This is a genomic window from Lentzea sp. NPDC036949, assembly GCF_055608075.1.
The window spans coordinates 387822-403551 of the sequence record NZ_JBVJRA010000006.1 but is presented as its reverse complement, the minus strand read 5'-3'; the positions used below and the strand labels follow the sequence as shown (position 1 = coordinate 403551).

Below are 15730 nucleotides of genomic sequence, written 5' to 3'. Positions count from 1 at the left end.
GGTGACCGGTGGTGGTGTGGGCTGGACAAGTGGCGGTCCCGTCTGCGGGCGGGACCGCCACTCGGCTGCCCAGGTCGTGATGGGCCTGCCGGCGCGTCACACCGGCGTCCGCAGCCCCTCCGGCCGCACCCGCCGCCCCTCTCCCGCCGACGTCAGCACGGCGTCGAGCACGTCGACCACGTGCAGCGCCAGCTCCCCGCTGGCCCGGTGCTCCCCGCCCTCCCGCAGCGCCCGCACCAGGTCGACCACGCCCGCTCCCCGCCGCACCGGCGGTCCGGCGGGCTCGGGCAGCTCGACCTCCGTCCACTCCTGAGAGCCGCGCCGTTGCAGCAGCACGGGTCCGTCGTACGAGCTGGGGTCGGGGCAGCGCAACGTCGCCTCGGTGCCGTGGACGTCCAAACTGGACACATCGGCGGCGGTGTCGAAAGAGGTCGTGAGGGTGCCGACGGCTCCGCCCGCGAACTCCAGCACGGCGGAGAGGTGGGTCAGCGTCTCGACCTCGACCACGGACCCGGCCAGCGGGTCGCTGGTCACGGTGCGGGTGGGCCAGGTCGTCGCGGCGGCGGCGGAGACGGCGGCGATCGGGCCCAGCAGGCAGACCAGGGCGCTGAGCTGGTAGGGGCCCATGTCGAACAGGGGACCGCTGCCGGACCGGTAGAAGAAGGCCGGGTCCGGGTGCCACCACTCCGGCCCCGGGCTCAGGGTCAGCGCGGTGACCCCCACCGGCGTGCCGATGCGGCCCTCGTCGACGAGTCGCTTGGCGAGCTGGAAGGCAGGGGACAGGAAGGTGTCCGGCGCGCTGCCCACGCGAACCCCGCCCGCGGCGGCGGCGTCGAGCAGAGCGGCGGCCTCGACACGGTCAACGCCAAGGGGTTTCTCGGTGTAGACGTGCTTTCCCGCGGCGATGGCGGCGAGGGCGACATCGGCGTGGTGGGCGGGCGGGGTCAGCACGAGGACGACCGCGACCTCCGGGTCGTGGTGCAGCTCCTCGACGGGCACCGCGCGCAGCCCGGGGACCTCACGCGCCAGCTCCCTGGCCCGCGCCGGGTCGGCGTCGGCCACGGCGGCCAGCCGGACCGAGGGCTGCTTGGCGAGGTGTTTGACGTAGGAGCGGCTGATCATGCCCGCCCCGACGATGCCGAGGCCGACCGGTGCGCTCATCAGGAAACCTCCACGGCAGTGGCGCGCTCGCGCAGGAAGTGGTTCATCACGCGGGAGCTGACGTCGCAGCGCCCGCAGGCGCTGTTGGTCCCCGACGCGCAGCGCGCCCGCAGGGACAGGGCGTTGAGGCTGTTCCACGCGTCGCGCGGGCGCCAGGTGAGCAGGTTGCCGATCGGCGCGTCGGCGTAGACGAGCATGTTGCAGCCGAACACGTCACCGGTGTCGGCGCGGACGTAGGCGGTGAAGGTGGGCACGCTGCACGGGTGCGGCGAGTCGTCCTCGGCGAAGCCCTCCTCGCGGGCGATGAGCTGCACGCCGGCGTCGGCGCACCGGACGCGCAACCGCCCGATCACCGCGGTGGCCCGCCGCACCTGCTCCGGCGTCGGCAGCTGCTCCGCCGCGCCGCGGATGGGGATCAGGTGCCACCAGTCGGGCAGCCTCGGCTGCGACAGCAGCACGTCGCCCAGTTCCTCCAGGTCGTCGATGCCGATGCGCTGCAACACGGAGTTGACGCCGAAGGGCAGACCGACCTCGTGCATGCGGCGCATGGCGGACACGCACCGGTCGAACAACTGTGGCGTGTCGCGGATCGTGTCGTGGCGCGCACCGACGGCGTCGATGCTGAGCACCACCTCCTGACACCCGGCCCCGGCGAGCTCGGCGACCTTGGACGCCAGGACGCGGCCGTTGGAGATCACCGACACCCTGGTGCCCGCGTCGGTGGCGCGGCGCACCAGCTCGGACAGGCCGTGCAGCAGCAGCGGCTCGCCGCCGGTGAAGCGCAACGACTTCGGGGCCAGCTCCAGGACCTTGTCCAGGACCTCGCGGTAGTGCTCGACGCCGAGGGTGCTGCGCGGCAACAGCCAGCAGTCGCACATGTTGCAGCGCGCGTTGCAGTTGTCGAACAACCCGAAGTACACCAGGTCAAGGCCGGTCTGCGGCCTCGTGGGCGACACCATGGTCGGGGTACCTCCTTGCGGGGTGGGCGGTTCAAGGCCGCAAGGTAGGCGGGCCGGGTGCACGCGGCCAAGACCGCCACCGTGCACACCGTTGGTGTTCAACATGATTGCCGGCCACGCGCGGTGGTCGGCGAGGCGCGGCGCCGGGCGCGCACGGGTGAGGACGTGACCTGCGTCCACACTGGCCAGACGCGCTGAGTGAGATCGCGTGCCGCACCCGGCATCCGTTGCTCCATAAGGACTGTTCAGCACCACACGCGCGCCTTTGCCCCGGCCACGGCCGCTTGTTAGCGTCCGATCGCCCGACCGCCGCGACCGACAAGGCTGGTGCTGATGGGTCTCTCGCTGACCGACCACCTGGACAACCTCGGCCCCCTCGCGGGCAGCGCACCCTACGTGCGCACACCGGCGGGTCTGATGGGCCAGGACCTGGCCCCGCCCCGGCGCGACGTCGAACGCGAGCGCGAGCAGCTGCGGCGCTACCTCGACGGTCTGCCGCAGGCGCACCGCGCCAGGGTGCTGGCCCTGGCCGACCAGCTGCCCCCGCTGGACCCGCGCTGCCGGATCAGCGTGCAGGTGCCCGCCCGGTTCGAGGCCGAGTACCTGCGCCGCTTCCTCGACGTCTACGCCGACCAGCGCGACATCGACGGCTCGCCGCTGCCGCCGGGCAGCTTCGACGTGCTGGTGCTGACCAACCGGCTCGCGGGCGAGGACCCGGACGACTCCGCCGCGGTGTTCGAGCGGTTCCGCGCCGAGGCGGGCGCGGTCGGCGCGGCCTTCCACCTCGTCGACGTGGTGCTCGACGCGGACGAGCCGTACCCGCTGACGCTGTGCAGGCGGCTGTGCGCGGACATCACCGCGGTCAGGGCGCTGCGCGGCCGGCAGCGCGCGCCGCTGTACTTCGCGCTGGAGGACGCCGACACGGTGTGGCTCGATCCCCGGCAGCTGGCCATCCAGGTCGCCGCGCTCGACGCCGACCCGGCGCTGGACGGCGTGCGCGGCCAGCAGGACCGCTGCCCGTGGATCATGTGCGAGAACGACCTGCTCGTGCTGCTGCGCCGCTCGTGGAACTTCACCGAGGCCTACTTCATGCGCGAGTCGCTGCACCCGCACCGCAACCCCGACTACGACTTCACCTGGAACCGGGTGGTGACCAGCGGCTGGAACACCGCGATCACCGCGGAGGCGTTCGCGGCGATGGGCGGCTACACCCCCGACCGCCGCCTCGGCGAGGACGTCGACCTCGGTGAGCGGCTCAGCTGCGTGCGCGGCCGCTGGGACGGGCCGGTGTTCCGCCCCGAGGTGGGCACTGTCGGCGCGCTGCGCACCAGGGCGGAGGGCTCGCCCCGGCGGTGGCTGCTGCGGGTGGCCGCCGACGTGGAGCCCTACAACCGGTCCGGCGGCTACGCGAACTTCTTCTCCGCCGACGTCACCGCGCGCATCAAGTCCCCGGACCCGCACGACCTGCTGGAGCTGGCCCGCCCCTCGGCCAGGCTCACCCGTGAGAACGCCGAGCTGTTCGAGGACGTGCTCTCCGGCGACCTCGCCTTCACCCGCAAGGTGCGCAAGCGCCGCGACGCCGCCGACGAGCAGTGGCGCTGGGTGTGCCTGGCGCTGGGCCTGCGCCCCTCGGACTGGCGGGTCGACGGCGACCGGGTGCGCCTGCTGCGCCTGGACGCCCTCGCCGGCGCGCTGGCCGGGTTCCGCGCCAGGCACCGGGGCAGGCCACCGCGCATCGGCGAGTCAGCCCGTCCCACCGGCCGCATCCCGCACCGCCCCCAGGAGGAGACCCATGCGCACCCCAGCGCTTGACGGCGGAACCCCCGCCTTCGACGCGAACGAGGCCAAGGCCCTGTGGCCGGGCACGCACCCCGACGAGCTCGACGGCCTGCGCCGGGTCCTCGACTCCGGCGTGTGGTCGCGCAGCCGCGACAGCGACTGGGCCGGCGGCGAGGTCGGCCGGTTCGAGGCCGCGCTCGGCGGCTACCTGGGGGCCGAGCAGGTCACCGCCACGGCGAACGGCACGGTCGCCATCGAGTTCGCGCTCGCCGCACTCGGCGTCGGTCCCGGCGACGAGGTGATCGTGCCCGCGTCGACGTTCTTCGCCTCGGTCTCACCCGTGGTGCGCCTGGGCGCGGTCCCGGTGTTCGCCGACATTGACCCGGCGACCTTCACGATCTCTCCCGCGTCGGTGGCCGAGCGGGTCACCAGCCGCACGGTGGGGGTGCTCGTCGTGCACCTCGCGGGCATCCCGGTCGACCTGGACGCGATCGGCGAGCTGTGCGCGCGGCGCTCGCTGTTCCTGGTCGAGGACTGCGCGCAGGCGCTGGGCTCGACCTGGCGCGGCCGCCAGGTCGGCACGTTCGGCGACGCGGGCACCTTCTCCTTCCACCAGGAGAAGCAGCTCACCGCGGGCGAGGGCGGCGCGGTCGCCACCCGCGACCCGGCCGTCGCCGGACGGGTCTTCGCCCACCACAACGGCTTCTGGATGCGCGGAGCCCCCAAGCAGGACAAGCACGAGGTCTCCACCAACGGCAGGCTCACGCCGTTCCAGGCCGCGGTGCTCAGCGCCCGGTTGCCCCGCCTCGACGAGCAGGTCGAGCACCGGGCGGCCAACGCGGAGGCACTGCGCGCGGCTGTCGTGGACGGGGTCGAGCAGGTGACCCCGCTCGCGGCGACGACCAGGTGGAGCCTGTTCGCGGTGCCCTTCCGGGTGGACCCGGAGCAGGTGTCGCGCGACAAGCTCGTCGAGGCGCTGTCGGCGGAGGGGGTGTCGGCGCACGAGGGCCACCTCGACCCGGTGTACCGGCGCCCGCTGTTCCTCGACAACCCGATCGACCACCGCAACGACGGCTGCCCGGAGGCGGAACGGGCGGCGGACGTCACCGGGTTCGTCATCTCGCACAAGATGTTCCTCGGCCCGCGGGCCTGGATGACGCGGCTGGGCGAGGTGCTCGACGAGCTGGTGTCCTCGGGGCGCGTCCGCCCGTGAGCCGCCACCCGGCCGCCCGCGCCGCCCACACCGACAGCTGATCGACAGACCGGCGCGGCGGACCAGGGTGCGGGCAGCGCGGCGGGGCAGAGGCCGGCGCGGAGCCGGACGCGGTGGTTCGGGTCGCCGCGAGCAGGTCGGCGAGCGCGGTGGCATCAGCGGTCAACTCGATCTCGTCCGCACCGCGCGGTCGCCCGGCGAACTTGTCGTTCGGCTCTGCCACGCGGGTCACGTGCAGGCGGGTCGGCAGGCCCTCGGCGGAGGCGGACGGCATATCCAGCGAGCAGACCGCCGAGAACGGCTGGTCACAACGCGCGCCGCGCGCTCGTCGGCACCCAGACCGAAGCCTGCCCGGCCGCCATGACGTCAACGAGCAGCCACGGGACAGGTCTCCAGACGCCGCGCTGACCGCGTTCGCCCAGCAACTCGGAGAAGCATCCACCAAACGGGTTGGAGTCAAACAATACTCGATCGGGTTGTTCTGGCGCTGAAGGGTTCACACGATGGGGTGGAAGCGGCTTGATGGAGTGGCGGGCACGAAAGCGTCCGCCGACCACAGAGTGGAGATCACGAACATGCCGCATTGGGGCAGAATTGCCGCCACGACCGTGATGGCGGTGGTGGCCGGGCTCGTAGCGGCCACGACGGCCACCGCTTCCCCGGTCGGGGTGCAGACGCTTTACCAGGTCACCTACGGCTCTCTGGGGCGAGCGGACTTCGACAGCTACGGGGAGGTCCTGCGGGCCTGTGACACCCGGGAGGACGGTCTCGACGTCAACGCCACCCTGACCGTGCAGGGACGGACCTACTCGGTTTCCGACAGTGGCGCGGGTTCTCCGTGCGGGCAGAAGAACCTGGACCTGCCCGAGGGCTTGTCCGGCACGCTGCAGGTATGCGTGCCCGGCAGGGGATGCAGCAGCACCGCCGTCAGCACCACCTGATCTCGGTCAGGTCTCGCAGCTCCATCCACCGCGCCGCGAGCGGATCGGCGCGGAGACTGCGAGTGGGCTGAAGCTCGGCGGTGTCGGTGGTCATCGCGGGCAGCCCGACCAGCACGGCCTCATGGTCCCGCGCTTTCCGCGGCCCGGAAGCGCGGGACCATCGGTGGCGCTGGCTCGCGTCCGGGGTCCGCTGGGGAAATGAGCAAGCGTCCGCAAGCAAAACGAGCACCCATTGGTGCTGCACCTGCGTAGTCCCGGTAACGGCGCTGCTGGACTCAGAACTCCTGGCTCGATGGGAGGTTGCGGAGGCGGCGCCAGCAGATGAGGCCGCAGGCCAGGCTGAGGAAGACTTCGTGGATGTCGTCGCGGATCTCCCAGCGGGTCCGCAGGCGGCGGAACCAGTGCAGCAGCGCGAAGTCTGCTCGACGACCCAGCGGTGCACGCCCAGTCCGGAGCCGTGTTCGCTGCCGCGGCGGGCGATTACCGGTGTGATGCCCTTGTCGCGGAACAGGGTGCGGTACTTGTCGTGGTCGTAGCCGCGGTCTGCGTACAGCGTGTTGGGTCGGAACCGTGGCCGGCCGCGTTTGCCGCGCACCGGCGGGATCTGGTCGATCAGCGGCATCAGCTGGGTGACGTCGTTGCGGTTGCCGCCGGGTGAGTGACACGGCCAGCGGAATGCCGTGTCCTTCGGTGATCAGGCGGTGCTTCGAGCCCGTTCCGGCGCGGTTGACCGGGCTCGCCCCGGTTTTGGGCCGCCTTTGAGGGCGCGGACGTGCGAGCCGTCGATCACCGCCCGCGACCAGTCCAGCGCGTGCGCGGCGTTGAGCTCGGCGAGCAGGTTCTCGTGCAGCCGCTGCCAGACCCCCGTCTGGTGCCAGTCCCGCAGCCGCCGCCAGGCGGCCTGACGACTCGTGCTCAGACCGTCGGCGGAGATGACCGGCGGTCGGTGCACTTCCCCACGCGTCCATCGTCCGCCGCACCCGCCACGAAAACCTTCGCGGGCACGTACCAGATGAGTCGTTCCCGCCCGTCTTCGCTGAGCAACGCGTAGCAGTCGTAGTCGATCGGACCGCGCTGTGGATGGCGCAGTCTCTTCGTCTCACTCCGGCGGATGGCGACGTCCTGCTGAGCCCACAGCCGTGCGAACCAGGAGCTGTGCGCGGTGAGCACCTCGATCAAAGCTCTGGCATCAGGATCATCCGGTCCGCGGCGAGCGACACCGATCCGCAGGTCCGCGATGAGCGCCTCGGCTTCCGCTTCGTGACAGCTTTCATCGAACTGTGCCCGCACGGCCGGATCAGTGAACCACCGGTACACGTAGCTGTCGGTCAGCTCCGAGGACTCGGGAATCGGGCCGTGCAGTTCGGCTGCCGCGTCGTTCTGCGCGAGAACGATTTGCAGATCCGTGCTGACATAGGCGGGAACGTCGTCCCCGAAACGGCTGAGAAGATCCCGCATGGCGGGGTGCAGGACCGCCCCGGACGAGCGGCGCGGCTGGTGCCGCCCGGCGAGGGTGAACGCGTGAGCGCGCTCGTCCTCGCTCATTTTGAGCACCTCGGCGAAGGCGTCGAGAACAGCCGATGAAGGTTGAGCCGTTCCGCGCTCGATCTCGATGTAGTAGTCGGTGGAGACGTGCGCGAGCTGGGCCACCTCATCCCGGCGCAGGCCTGTCACCCGCCTGCGGGAACCCATCGGCAGCCCCACGTCAGCGGGGCGCACCCGGTCGCGACGTGAGCGCAGGAACGCGCCGAGCTGCGGAAGATCCATCGCAGCCAGTATGAGGGACCAGCACCGGCGCTTCAACGCGTCACGTGCCCTGAGAGGGGGGTCAGCCTCCCCTGGTTCGGCCTGGTCACGCTGACAAGGCTGGACGCGTGGACGAAGAACAGATGTCGAAGATGCTCGACGCGATCGCCGCCAACTTCCGCGGCAGCCAGCGCGCCCCGGTCATCGGTACCCCCGGCGATCTCGGGCTGGCGTACGAGGACGTGACCTTCCCCGCCAGCGACGGGGTGCCGCTGGAAGGCTGGTTCATCCCGAACACCGGCGACAAGCTCGTCATCGCGAACCACCCGATGGGCTTCACCCGTACCGGCCTGCCCAGCCACCTCGATCCGTGGTGCTCGATCTGGGCGCCCAGCGGCAACAACATCGAGATCCCCTTCATGCCGGACTACAAGATCCTGCACGACGCGGGCTACAACGTCCTCACCTACGACCTGCGCAACCACGGCTTCAGCGGGTCCGCCAACGGCGGCATCACCTCCAGCGGCATCTACGAGGCCCGCGACGTGATCGGTTCCCTCACCTACGCACGCACCCGCACCGACACCGGTTCGATGCGGATCAGTCTGTTCAGCCGCTGCCTCGGCGCGAACGCGACGTTCGCGGCCGCCTACCAGGACCCGGCCGCGTTCGAGGGCATCGACTCCCTCGTGGCCGCCCAGCCGGTGACCACCAAGGTCATCATGACCCACCAGCTCGGTCTCATGGGCATCCCCGCGGTGCGTGTGGACGACCTCGACCGCCGCATTCAGCTGGTGACCGGCCTCGGGTTCGACGCGCAGGACCCGGTGCCCTGGGCCGGCGCGGTCAGCGTACCGACGTTGATCTACCAGGTCCGCGACGACAGCCTCGTCACCCCGCACGACGTGCGGTCGATGTACGACGCGATGCCCACGAAGGACAAGCACCTGCACTGGATCGAAGGCAGCAACCGCCGCTGGGACGGCTACCTGGAGTTCCAGCGCAACCCGCACCCCATGCTCGACTGGATCGCCCAACACGCCGCCTGACCTGGTAAAACGCTCACCGCCCACGAACACGTTGCCCGTGGGCGGCGAGCGCCATGTCGGAATCGAGGGCATCAGCCCTCGCACGTTCACGGTGAGAACGACCGTGACCGACCCGTCCGCGTCGTTCCCGCCGGATCTCGTCGAGCGCGAGTTCGACCAGAGCCGGCTGAACGCCGTGTGGCTGACCGACATCACGTACCTGTCCTGTGGTGAGGGCGAGATGTTCCTGTGTGCGATCCGCGACGGGCACTCCCGCACAGTTCTCGGCTACAGCGTCGCCGACCACATCGGCGCCGAGATGGTCACCACCGCCATCGAGGCCGTGGTGGCCGCCCGTGGAGGTGACTGTCGTGGCACAGTCCTGCATTCCGACCGCGGCGGCGAATACACGGCGAACCTGACCGCGCGGGCGTGTTTCCGGCACGGGCTGCGCCGATCGATGGGCGCGACCGGGATCTGCTGGGACAACAGCCCCGCGGAGTCGTTCTGGTCGACGTTCAAACACGAGCACTACTACCGGCACGTCTACGCCACCAAGACGGAACTCGTTGCCGCGATTGACAATTGGGTCATTTTCTACAACAGTACGCGGCGGCACTCCAAGCTCGGGATGCGCAGTCCCAGCGACTATGAGAAGTCACTCCGAGCAGCTGCCTGAACTTCTTACGCCCCTGTCCACCGTTCGGGGTGAACCTCAGTCTCTGGTTGCGGCACCCTCAACGTGGATCTCCGTCAGCTTGGAGTTCGGGCGCGGAAGTCGAAGTGACTGGCGGGCAGCTCAGCGATAGTAAAACTGATCGCCACCCCTGTTCGGGCGAAGTAGATCTACGCCAGCCATTCGCTCAGTCATCCTATCGCCAGCGTCAGCGCCTGCCACCGCGGCTCAGCGGTGTGAACGGAGGGCGACCGTCGCACGCGTCCAGGAATTCCGACGGAAGGTTCAACAGATCGGCGTGCCGCGCTCTCCGGCCTGACTCGAAGTGAGCCGCCAAATCGAAGCGTTCCGGAGCGCGAGTGGTGTGCGGACAGCAGCACAAACACGAGTCGGATGTCGTCGGGCTTGGCGACTTGACTGCTCCGCGTGGAGGGATCGCTGTCGCAGGGGACTGTATCTGCGTGACGGTAGGAGAGGTGTCACCGCGTACTAGACCATTGACGGACCAAGTGTGTCCGCTGTGGACTGTGAAGACCGTCTATTTTGGACTCTCTGGGCCCCTTGGCTTCGAAGCTTGACGAGTCACAATGGGCCTGAACAGGCAAAACGTGGCGATGGGGCCGTCTTCGGGGATGTCCCGAAAACGGCCCCATCATGGCCCATCATGTCTGGTCGGCCCACCACTTCTGGCCGGCCTCGCCGAGCGTGGAGATCGGGTCGTAGTAGGGGTAGCGGCGGTCGAGCGCCTCGGGATCTTCGAGCTCGATCCCGGTGCGGTAGTTCTTCGTCCAGTACGAAATGCCCAGCTCACGGTCGTACTCGGCGAGCTGGTTGACCCACCGCTTCCCGACGTACGGCACGTCGCACACGATCCGTGGCGTCGCGTAGCCGGGCAGGTAGCCCATGATCGCGTGCTGGAGCTCCTGCGCCTCCCACACGGCAACGCGCCAGTGCTCGGCGTTGGGGATCATGTCGCACATGTAGAAGTAGTACGGCAGGATGTTCGCTTCCCCTTGCAGGGCGAAGCAAAGGTCCAGCAGGTCGGCCGGGGTGGCGTTGACCCCGCGCATCAGCACGCCCTGGTTGCGCACGTCCCGCACACCGACTTCCAGGGCGGTGCGGGCGGCCTCGGCGACGAGGGGGGTCACGGACTGTGCGTGGTTCACGTGCGTGTGGATGGCGAGGTTCACGCCGCGGCGGGAGGCGGTGCGGGCGACGCGTTCCAGACCCTCGACCACTCGGGGCTGGAGCCAGTGCTGGGGGAGGCCGGCCAGCGCCTTGGTGGCGAGGCGGACGTCGCGCACGGTCTCGATGTCCAGCAGGCGCATGAGGAACGACTCGAGCTGCGGCCACGGCACGTTCGCGACGTCGCCGCCGGAGACGACCACGTCGCGGACGCCGGGGGTCTTCTTCAGGTAGTCGATCATCTGGTCCTGGCGGTCGACCGGCTTGAGCGACAGCTTGTGCTTGTCGATCAGCGGGGTGGAGTTGCCGACCAGGTCCATGCGGGTGCAGTGCCCGCAGTACTGCGGGCAGGTGGAGACCATCTCGGCCAGCACCTTGGTGGGGTAGCGGTGGGTCAGGCCCTCGACGACCCACATCTCGGCCTCGTGCAGCGAGTCGCGCTGCGAGTGCGGGTGCGACGGCCAGTGCGGGTCGCGGTCGGAGGAGACCGGCAGCATGTAGCGGCGGACCGGGTCGGCCAGGAACGCCTCGGTGAAGGCGTCGGGGGAGAGGTCCGCGCCGACCGCCATCGTGTTGAACATCTGCGGCGGGATCAGCATCGACATCGTCGCGAAGGCGTCCATGTCCTTGGCGAGGTCGTCGTAGAACCTGTCGGTGAGCAGGTCGCCCGCGACCTTGCGGAGCTGCTTCACGTTCTTCACGCAGTTGACCCGCTGCCACTGGGCGTCACGCCACTGCGCCTCGGTCACGTGCGCCCAGCCGGGGAACCGGCGCCAGTCGGGCTCGACCAGCTCACGGCGGACGTACGTGTACGGCTGGCGGTCCAGCCGCTCCAGCGCCGTGGGGGCGTCGTGCAGCGCGGTCATCCGTACTCCTCAGCGTCGAGGTCGCGTAAAGATATCCTGTCACACCGCTAGCGTGCCGTAAATATTTCGGCTCAAGCCCTGGTCGAAGAGGCGTGGGAGCAACCGCGGGCGTCCGTGCGTTGTGGAGGTATGCCCCTTTTCGCGCTGCTGCTCGCCGGGATCTTCGCCGAGGTCGCGGTCATGCTCGCCGTCGGCAACGCCATCGGCCCGCTGGCCATGATCGGGTTGCTGCTGGTCGGCACGCTCGTCGGTCTCGTGCTGGTCCGCAGGCAGGGCGCGCAGACGATGGCCGCGTTCTCCGAGTCGGTGTTCAAGCGGCAGCAGCCGCACCAGGAGATGGCCGACGGGGTGCTCATCGCCGCCGCCGGCGCGTTGATCATGGTGCCCGGCTTCGTCAGCGACGTGGCCGCGCTGTTCCTGCTCTTCCCGCCCACGCGCCGGCTCGTCAGCCGCCGCATCGCCCGCAAGGCGGAGGCCGCCGCGCTCAAGTTCGAGCACGAGCGCCGCTTCGGCCCCGGTCAGGTCGTCGAGGGTGAGGTCGTGACGGTCGACGCGGACCACGTGGTCGTCGCGGAACGCCGCGAACTGCCTTGATCCGCGCGTACCACCCCGCCGACCTCGACGCGCTCCACGACATCTGCCTCGACACCGGCAACGGCGGCCGGGGCGCCCGCCACCTGTTCGACGACCCGCGCCTGCTCGGTCACGCCCACGTCGGCCCGTACGTCGCCTTCGAGCCCGACCTCGCGTTCGTGGCGGAGGACGACGACGGCGTCTGCGGCTACGCGATCGGCACGGCCGACAGCCTCGCGTTCGAGGACCGACTGGACCGCGACTGGTGGCCCGACCTGCGCGTTCGCTACCCGATGACACCGAGTGCGAACCGGGTCGTCCGCCACATCCACAACCCGGCGCGCGTCGACCCGATGCTCGCCATCGACTATCCCGCGCACATGCACGCCAACCTGCTGCCGCGTGCGACGGGCAAGGGGTACGGCGGCAAGCTCGTGCGTGCCGTGCTCGAACGCCTGGAGAAGGGCGTCCACGTGCACGTGCGCCGCCACAACACACACGCGATCGGGTTCTGGCAGCACCTCGGGTTCCGGCAGATCGCCGTGGAGGAGAAGCTGGTGCTCGGCCTGCGGCTGTGACCAGAGCAGCGGGGACCAGATCAGCAGGGGTCAGGCCAGCAGGTCCTTGAGCAGCAGGTCGAAGTCGATGACCTCGCGCCCGGACGGCACCACCTGGTAGGTCGACTGCAGGAACCGGTGCAGCTCCTCGGCCGGCAGGTGGAACACCGCGTGCGAGTCCTCGGTCACCAGCTCCAGGACCAGCACGTCACCGTCACCGGGGCGCAGCCGCACGTCACCGAGCCCGGCCGGCGCCAGCACCCCGTCGGCGAGCAGCTCCCGGCCGACGAGCCAGGTGGACTCCTGGTCGCGGGTGTGGAACCGCATCGTCACCGCGTGGGGGTCGTCCGTGCGGTAGTGGAGGTCGACGTCCATGGGTTCGACCGTGCCGTCCGGCCGGATGAACTGGACAACGGTCGCCGTCCCGACTCGGGTCTCGTTGTACATCGCCGATCCTCCTCAGCTCCGAGGTGCTGACGTGGACACGGGCGCCGGCCGGGATCGGTTCAACGCGCCCGCCGGGGAGTTGCGCAGAAGCGGAGGTTGCCTGGATCTTCGTCCTGGGTACCGATGTCGCATGACCGTTTACGGCGTCCATGCGTCACATGAGCAGATCCACCCCGCCGAGCTGCTGACCGCGGTGCGCAGGGCCGAGGAGGCCGGCTTCACCGCCGCGATGAGCTCCGACCACTTCGCGCCGTGGAGCGAACGGCAGGGCCAGTCCGGGTACGCGTGGTCGTGGCTCGGTGCCGCGCTGCAGGCGACCGAGCTGCCGTTCGGCGTGGTCACGGCACCGGGGCAGCGCTACCACCCGGCGATCACCGCGCAGGCGATCGGCACGCTCGCCGCCATGTACCCCGGCCGGTTCTGGGCCGCGCTCGGGACGGGTGAGGCGAGCAACGAGCACATCACCGGTGACGGCTGGCCGCGCAAGGACGTCCGCACCCGGCGGCTGGAGGAGTGCGTCGAGGTGATCCGCGCGCTGCTCAACGGCGACGAGGTCAGCCACGACGGCCTGGTCCGCGTCGACCGCGCCCGGCTGTGGACCCTGCCCCGCGAGGTGCCGCAGCTGATCGGTGCCGCCGTGAGCCCCGAGACCGCGCGGTGGTGCGCGTCGTGGGCGGACGGGCTGATCACCGTCAACGCCGCACCGGAACGCCTGCGCGAGGTCGCGGGCGCCTATCGGGACGCGGGCGGGCGCGGCAAGCTGCACCTGCAGGTGCACCTGAGCTGGGCGCAGGACCTCGACACGGCTCGCGCGATCGCGCACGACCAGTGGCGCACGAACGTGTTCCGCCCGCCGGTGTGCTGGGACCTGGAGCTGCCGGAGCACTTCGACGTGGTCGCCGAGAACGTCACGGCCGAGCAGCTCGAAGGCGTCGTCAACATCTCCGACGACCTCAAGTGGCACGCCGAACGCCTGCACGACTACGCCGAGCTGGGCTTCGAGGAGATCTACCTGCACCACGTCGGCCAGGACCTGGTGCCGTTCATCGACGCGTTCGGCGAGCACGTGCTGCCGGAGGTGACGGCATGATCCGCACCTCGGACGTGTGGTGGAAGAACGCCGTCCTCTACTGCCTGGACGTGGAGACCTTCTCCGACAACGGGTTCCGCGGCGCCACCGAACGACTCGACCACCTGCACGCGCTCGGTGTCACCTGCCTGTGGCTGATGCCGTTCTACCCCACGCCCGAGCGCGACGACGGCTACGACATCACCGACTTCTACGCCGTCGACCCGCGCCTCGGCTCGCTGGGCGACTTCGTGGAGTTCGTCCGCGCCGCACGGGACCGCGGCATGCGCGTCATCGCCGACCTCGTCGTCAACCACACGTCCGACCAGCACCCGTGGTTCCACGACCCCGACAAGCGCGACTGGTACGTCTGGGCCGACGAGCCGCCGGAGGACGGGCCGAAGGGCATCACGTTCCCTGACAAGGAGAGCTCGCTGTGGGAGTACTCCGAGGAGGTCGGCAAGTACTACCTGCACCGCTTCTACAAGCACCAGCCCGACCTGAACGTGGCCAACCCCGCCGTGCGCGACGAGATCGCGCGGATCATGGGCTTCTGGACGGAGCTGGGTCTGAGCGGCTTCCGGGTCGACGCCGTCCCGTTCCTGCTGGAGCACCAGGAGCGGTCCGACGCGATCGAGCTGCCCGACCCGCACGACTACCTCACCGACCTGCGGGCGTTCCTCAACCGCCGCAACGGTGAAGCTGTCCTGCTCGGCGAGGTGAACCTGCCGTACAAGGACACGATGGCCTTCTACGGCCAGGGCGTCGGCGACGAGCTGACCATGTGCTTCGACTTCGTCGGCATGCAGGCGATGTACCTGGCGCTGGCGCGGCAGACGAGCGGGCCGCTGGCCAAGGCGTTGCAGGAACGCCCGCAGCCACCGCGCGACGGGCACTGGGCGACGTTCGTCCGCAACCACGACGAGCTGACGCTGGACAAGCTGCCGGTTGACGAGCGCCAGGAGGTCTTCGACGCGTTCGGGCCGGATCCCTCGATGCAGCTCTACGGCCGGGGGCTGCGCCGCCGCCTCCCCGGGATGCTCGACGGGGACCAGCGCCGCATCCGGATGGTCTACAGCCTGCTGTTCACGCTGCCGGGCACGCCGGTGCTCTTCTACGGCGAGGAGATCGGCTTGGAGGAGGACCTGTCGCTCGAAGGCCGGCTCGCGGTGCGCGTGCCGATGGACTGGGAGGAGGCGGGCAAGCAGCGCCACGACCCCGAGTCGTTGCTGACGTGGATGCGCAAGCTGGTCGAGCTCTACCGCGAGGCCCCGGAGCTGGCGTGGGGAACCGTGCAGGTGCTCGACGTCGGCGATCCGACCGTGTTCGCCCACCGCGCGGACTGCGACGGTGGCGCGGTGATCGCCCTGCACAACTTCGCCGACCGGGAGGTCACCGTGCGCGTCCCGGTCGACGGGGTGCTCACGGACCTGGCGACGGGCGGCACGGTGAAGCCGGCCAAGACCGGTGCCAAGGTCGACCTGGCGCCCTACGACTGCCGCTGGTTCCGCGTGAATTCTGAATGATACT

General features: G+C 70.1%; 15 protein-coding genes and 1 pseudogene. 9 read left to right on the top strand and 7 right to left on the bottom strand.

Annotated features, from left to right (window positions below):
• Positions 1-96: 96 nt before the first annotated feature.
• Entirely contained in the window at positions 97-1161 is a 1065-nt protein-coding gene (locus tag ACZ7CD_RS19780) for a Gfo/Idh/MocA family protein (RefSeq protein ID WP_470379430.1), read from the bottom strand.
• Positions 1161-2120 carry a radical SAM protein gene (locus tag ACZ7CD_RS19775; RefSeq protein WP_360393583.1) on the bottom strand — a complete coding sequence of 320 codons (960 nt, stop codon included), beginning with the start codon at positions 2118-2120 and terminating at the stop codon, positions 1161-1163. Before ACZ7CD_RS19775 ends, ACZ7CD_RS19780 begins: the two co-directional genes overlap by 1 nt.
• Before the next feature lie 333 nt (positions 2121-2453).
• Between ACZ7CD_RS19775 and ACZ7CD_RS19770 the strand changes: the two genes are divergently transcribed.
• From ACZ7CD_RS19770 to ACZ7CD_RS19760, 3 genes are all read left to right on the top strand, one after another.
• Entirely contained in the window at positions 2454-3932 is a 1479-nt protein-coding gene (locus ACZ7CD_RS19770) for a hypothetical protein (protein WP_470379429.1), read from the top strand.
• The gene (locus tag ACZ7CD_RS19765; protein ID WP_470372326.1) at positions 3913-5112 is read left to right on the top strand and encodes a DegT/DnrJ/EryC1/StrS family aminotransferase; all 1200 of its coding nucleotides are present in this window, start codon (positions 3913-3915) and stop codon (positions 5110-5112) included. Before ACZ7CD_RS19770 ends, ACZ7CD_RS19765 begins: the two co-directional genes overlap by 20 nt.
• Before the next feature lie 560 nt (positions 5113-5672).
• On the top strand, positions 5673-6053 hold the full coding sequence (locus tag ACZ7CD_RS19760; RefSeq protein ID WP_458431619.1) for a hypothetical protein: 381 nt from the start codon (positions 5673-5675) through the stop codon (positions 6051-6053).
• On the opposite strand, the gene ACZ7CD_RS19755 is transcribed toward ACZ7CD_RS19760, so the two are convergent.
• From ACZ7CD_RS19755 to ACZ7CD_RS19745, 3 genes and pseudogenes are all read right to left on the bottom strand, one after another.
• Positions 6040-6168: a hypothetical protein gene (locus ACZ7CD_RS19755; protein ID WP_470379428.1), complete on the bottom strand. Its 129-nt coding sequence runs from the start codon at positions 6166-6168 to the stop codon at positions 6040-6042. The two genes, ACZ7CD_RS19760 and ACZ7CD_RS19755, sit on opposite strands and share 14 nt — an antisense overlap.
• Positions 6169-6328: 160 nt before the next feature.
• Positions 6329-6948, bottom strand: a pseudogene (locus ACZ7CD_RS19750) (IS5 family transposase); the annotation flags it as partial.
• A 20-nt stretch (positions 6949-6968) separates the two neighbouring features.
• The gene (locus tag ACZ7CD_RS19745) at positions 6969-7820 is read right to left on the bottom strand and encodes a helix-turn-helix domain-containing protein (protein ID WP_458431620.1); all 852 of its coding nucleotides are present in this window, start codon (positions 7818-7820) and stop codon (positions 6969-6971) included.
• Between the two features lie 107 nt (positions 7821-7927).
• Here ACZ7CD_RS19745 and ACZ7CD_RS19740 point away from each other — a divergent pair, with 107 nt between their 5' ends.
• Positions 7928-8848 carry an alpha/beta hydrolase gene (locus tag ACZ7CD_RS19740; RefSeq protein ID WP_458431621.1) on the top strand — a complete coding sequence of 307 codons (921 nt, stop codon included), beginning with the start codon at positions 7928-7930 and terminating at the stop codon, positions 8846-8848.
• A gap of 37 nt (positions 8849-8885) precedes the next feature.
• Positions 8886-9506: an IS3 family transposase gene (locus ACZ7CD_RS19735; protein WP_470379427.1), complete on the top strand. Its 621-nt coding sequence runs from the start codon at positions 8886-8888 to the stop codon at positions 9504-9506.
• A 659-nt stretch (positions 9507-10165) separates the two neighbouring features.
• Here ACZ7CD_RS19735 and ACZ7CD_RS19730 read toward each other — a convergent pair.
• Positions 10166-11554, bottom strand: coding sequence for a KamA family radical SAM protein (locus ACZ7CD_RS19730; RefSeq protein WP_458431622.1), 1389 nt, complete (start codon positions 11552-11554; stop codon positions 10166-10168).
• Between the two features lie 129 nt (positions 11555-11683).
• Between ACZ7CD_RS19730 and ACZ7CD_RS19725 the strand changes: the two genes are divergently transcribed.
• Positions 11684-12148, top strand: a complete 465-nt coding sequence (locus tag ACZ7CD_RS19725; RefSeq protein ID WP_360393610.1) for an FxsA family protein — start codon at positions 11684-11686, stop codon at positions 12146-12148.
• Positions 12145-12705, top strand: a complete 561-nt coding sequence (locus ACZ7CD_RS19720; RefSeq protein WP_470370294.1) for a GNAT family N-acetyltransferase — start codon at positions 12145-12147, stop codon at positions 12703-12705. Before ACZ7CD_RS19725 ends, ACZ7CD_RS19720 begins: the two co-directional genes overlap by 4 nt.
• A 30-nt stretch (positions 12706-12735) precedes the next feature.
• Here ACZ7CD_RS19720 and ACZ7CD_RS19715 read toward each other — a convergent pair whose 3' ends face one another.
• Entirely contained in the window at positions 12736-13131 is a 396-nt protein-coding gene (locus tag ACZ7CD_RS19715; RefSeq protein WP_360393615.1) for an SsgA family sporulation/cell division regulator, read from the bottom strand.
• Between the two features lie 130 nt (positions 13132-13261).
• On the opposite strand from ACZ7CD_RS19715, the gene ACZ7CD_RS19710 reads away from it, so the two are divergent.
• Entirely contained in the window at positions 13262-14221 is a 960-nt protein-coding gene (locus ACZ7CD_RS19710; protein WP_360393618.1) for a TIGR03885 family FMN-dependent LLM class oxidoreductase, read from the top strand.
• A complete protein-coding gene (locus ACZ7CD_RS19705; protein WP_360393621.1) occupies positions 14218-15726 on the top strand; it encodes an alpha-amylase family protein in 1509 nt (502 codons plus the stop codon). The genes ACZ7CD_RS19710 and ACZ7CD_RS19705 overlap by 4 nt, the downstream gene beginning before the upstream one ends.
• Positions 15727-15730: the final 4 nt, after the last annotated feature.

Excerpts from the sequence above, each read along its gene's own strand:
- ACZ7CD_RS19780 (WP_470379430.1), bottom strand. The coding sequence starts at position 1,161 with ATGAGCGCACCGGTCGGCCTCGGCATCGTCGGGGCGGGCATGATCAGC.
- ACZ7CD_RS19775 (WP_360393583.1), bottom strand. The coding sequence starts at position 2,120 with ATGGTGTCGCCCACGAGGCCGCAGACCGGCCTTGACCTGGTGTACTTC.
- ACZ7CD_RS19770 (WP_470379429.1), top strand. The coding sequence starts at position 2,454 with ATGGGTCTCTCGCTGACCGACCACCTGGACAACCTCGGCCCCCTCGCG.
- ACZ7CD_RS19765 (WP_470372326.1), top strand. The coding sequence starts at position 3,913 with ATGCGCACCCCAGCGCTTGACGGCGGAACCCCCGCCTTCGACGCGAAC.
- ACZ7CD_RS19745 (WP_458431620.1), bottom strand. The coding sequence starts at position 7,820 with ATGGATCTTCCGCAGCTCGGCGCGTTCCTGCGCTCACGTCGCGACCGG.
- ACZ7CD_RS19730 (WP_458431622.1), bottom strand. The coding sequence starts at position 11,554 with ATGACCGCGCTGCACGACGCCCCCACGGCGCTGGAGCGGCTGGACCGC.
- ACZ7CD_RS19725 (WP_360393610.1), top strand. The coding sequence starts at position 11,684 with ATGCCCCTTTTCGCGCTGCTGCTCGCCGGGATCTTCGCCGAGGTCGCG.
- ACZ7CD_RS19715 (WP_360393615.1), bottom strand. The coding sequence starts at position 13,131 with ATGTACAACGAGACCCGAGTCGGGACGGCGACCGTTGTCCAGTTCATC.
- ACZ7CD_RS19710 (WP_360393618.1), top strand. The coding sequence starts at position 13,262 with ATGACCGTTTACGGCGTCCATGCGTCACATGAGCAGATCCACCCCGCC.
- ACZ7CD_RS19705 (WP_360393621.1), top strand. The coding sequence starts at position 14,218 with ATGATCCGCACCTCGGACGTGTGGTGGAAGAACGCCGTCCTCTACTGC.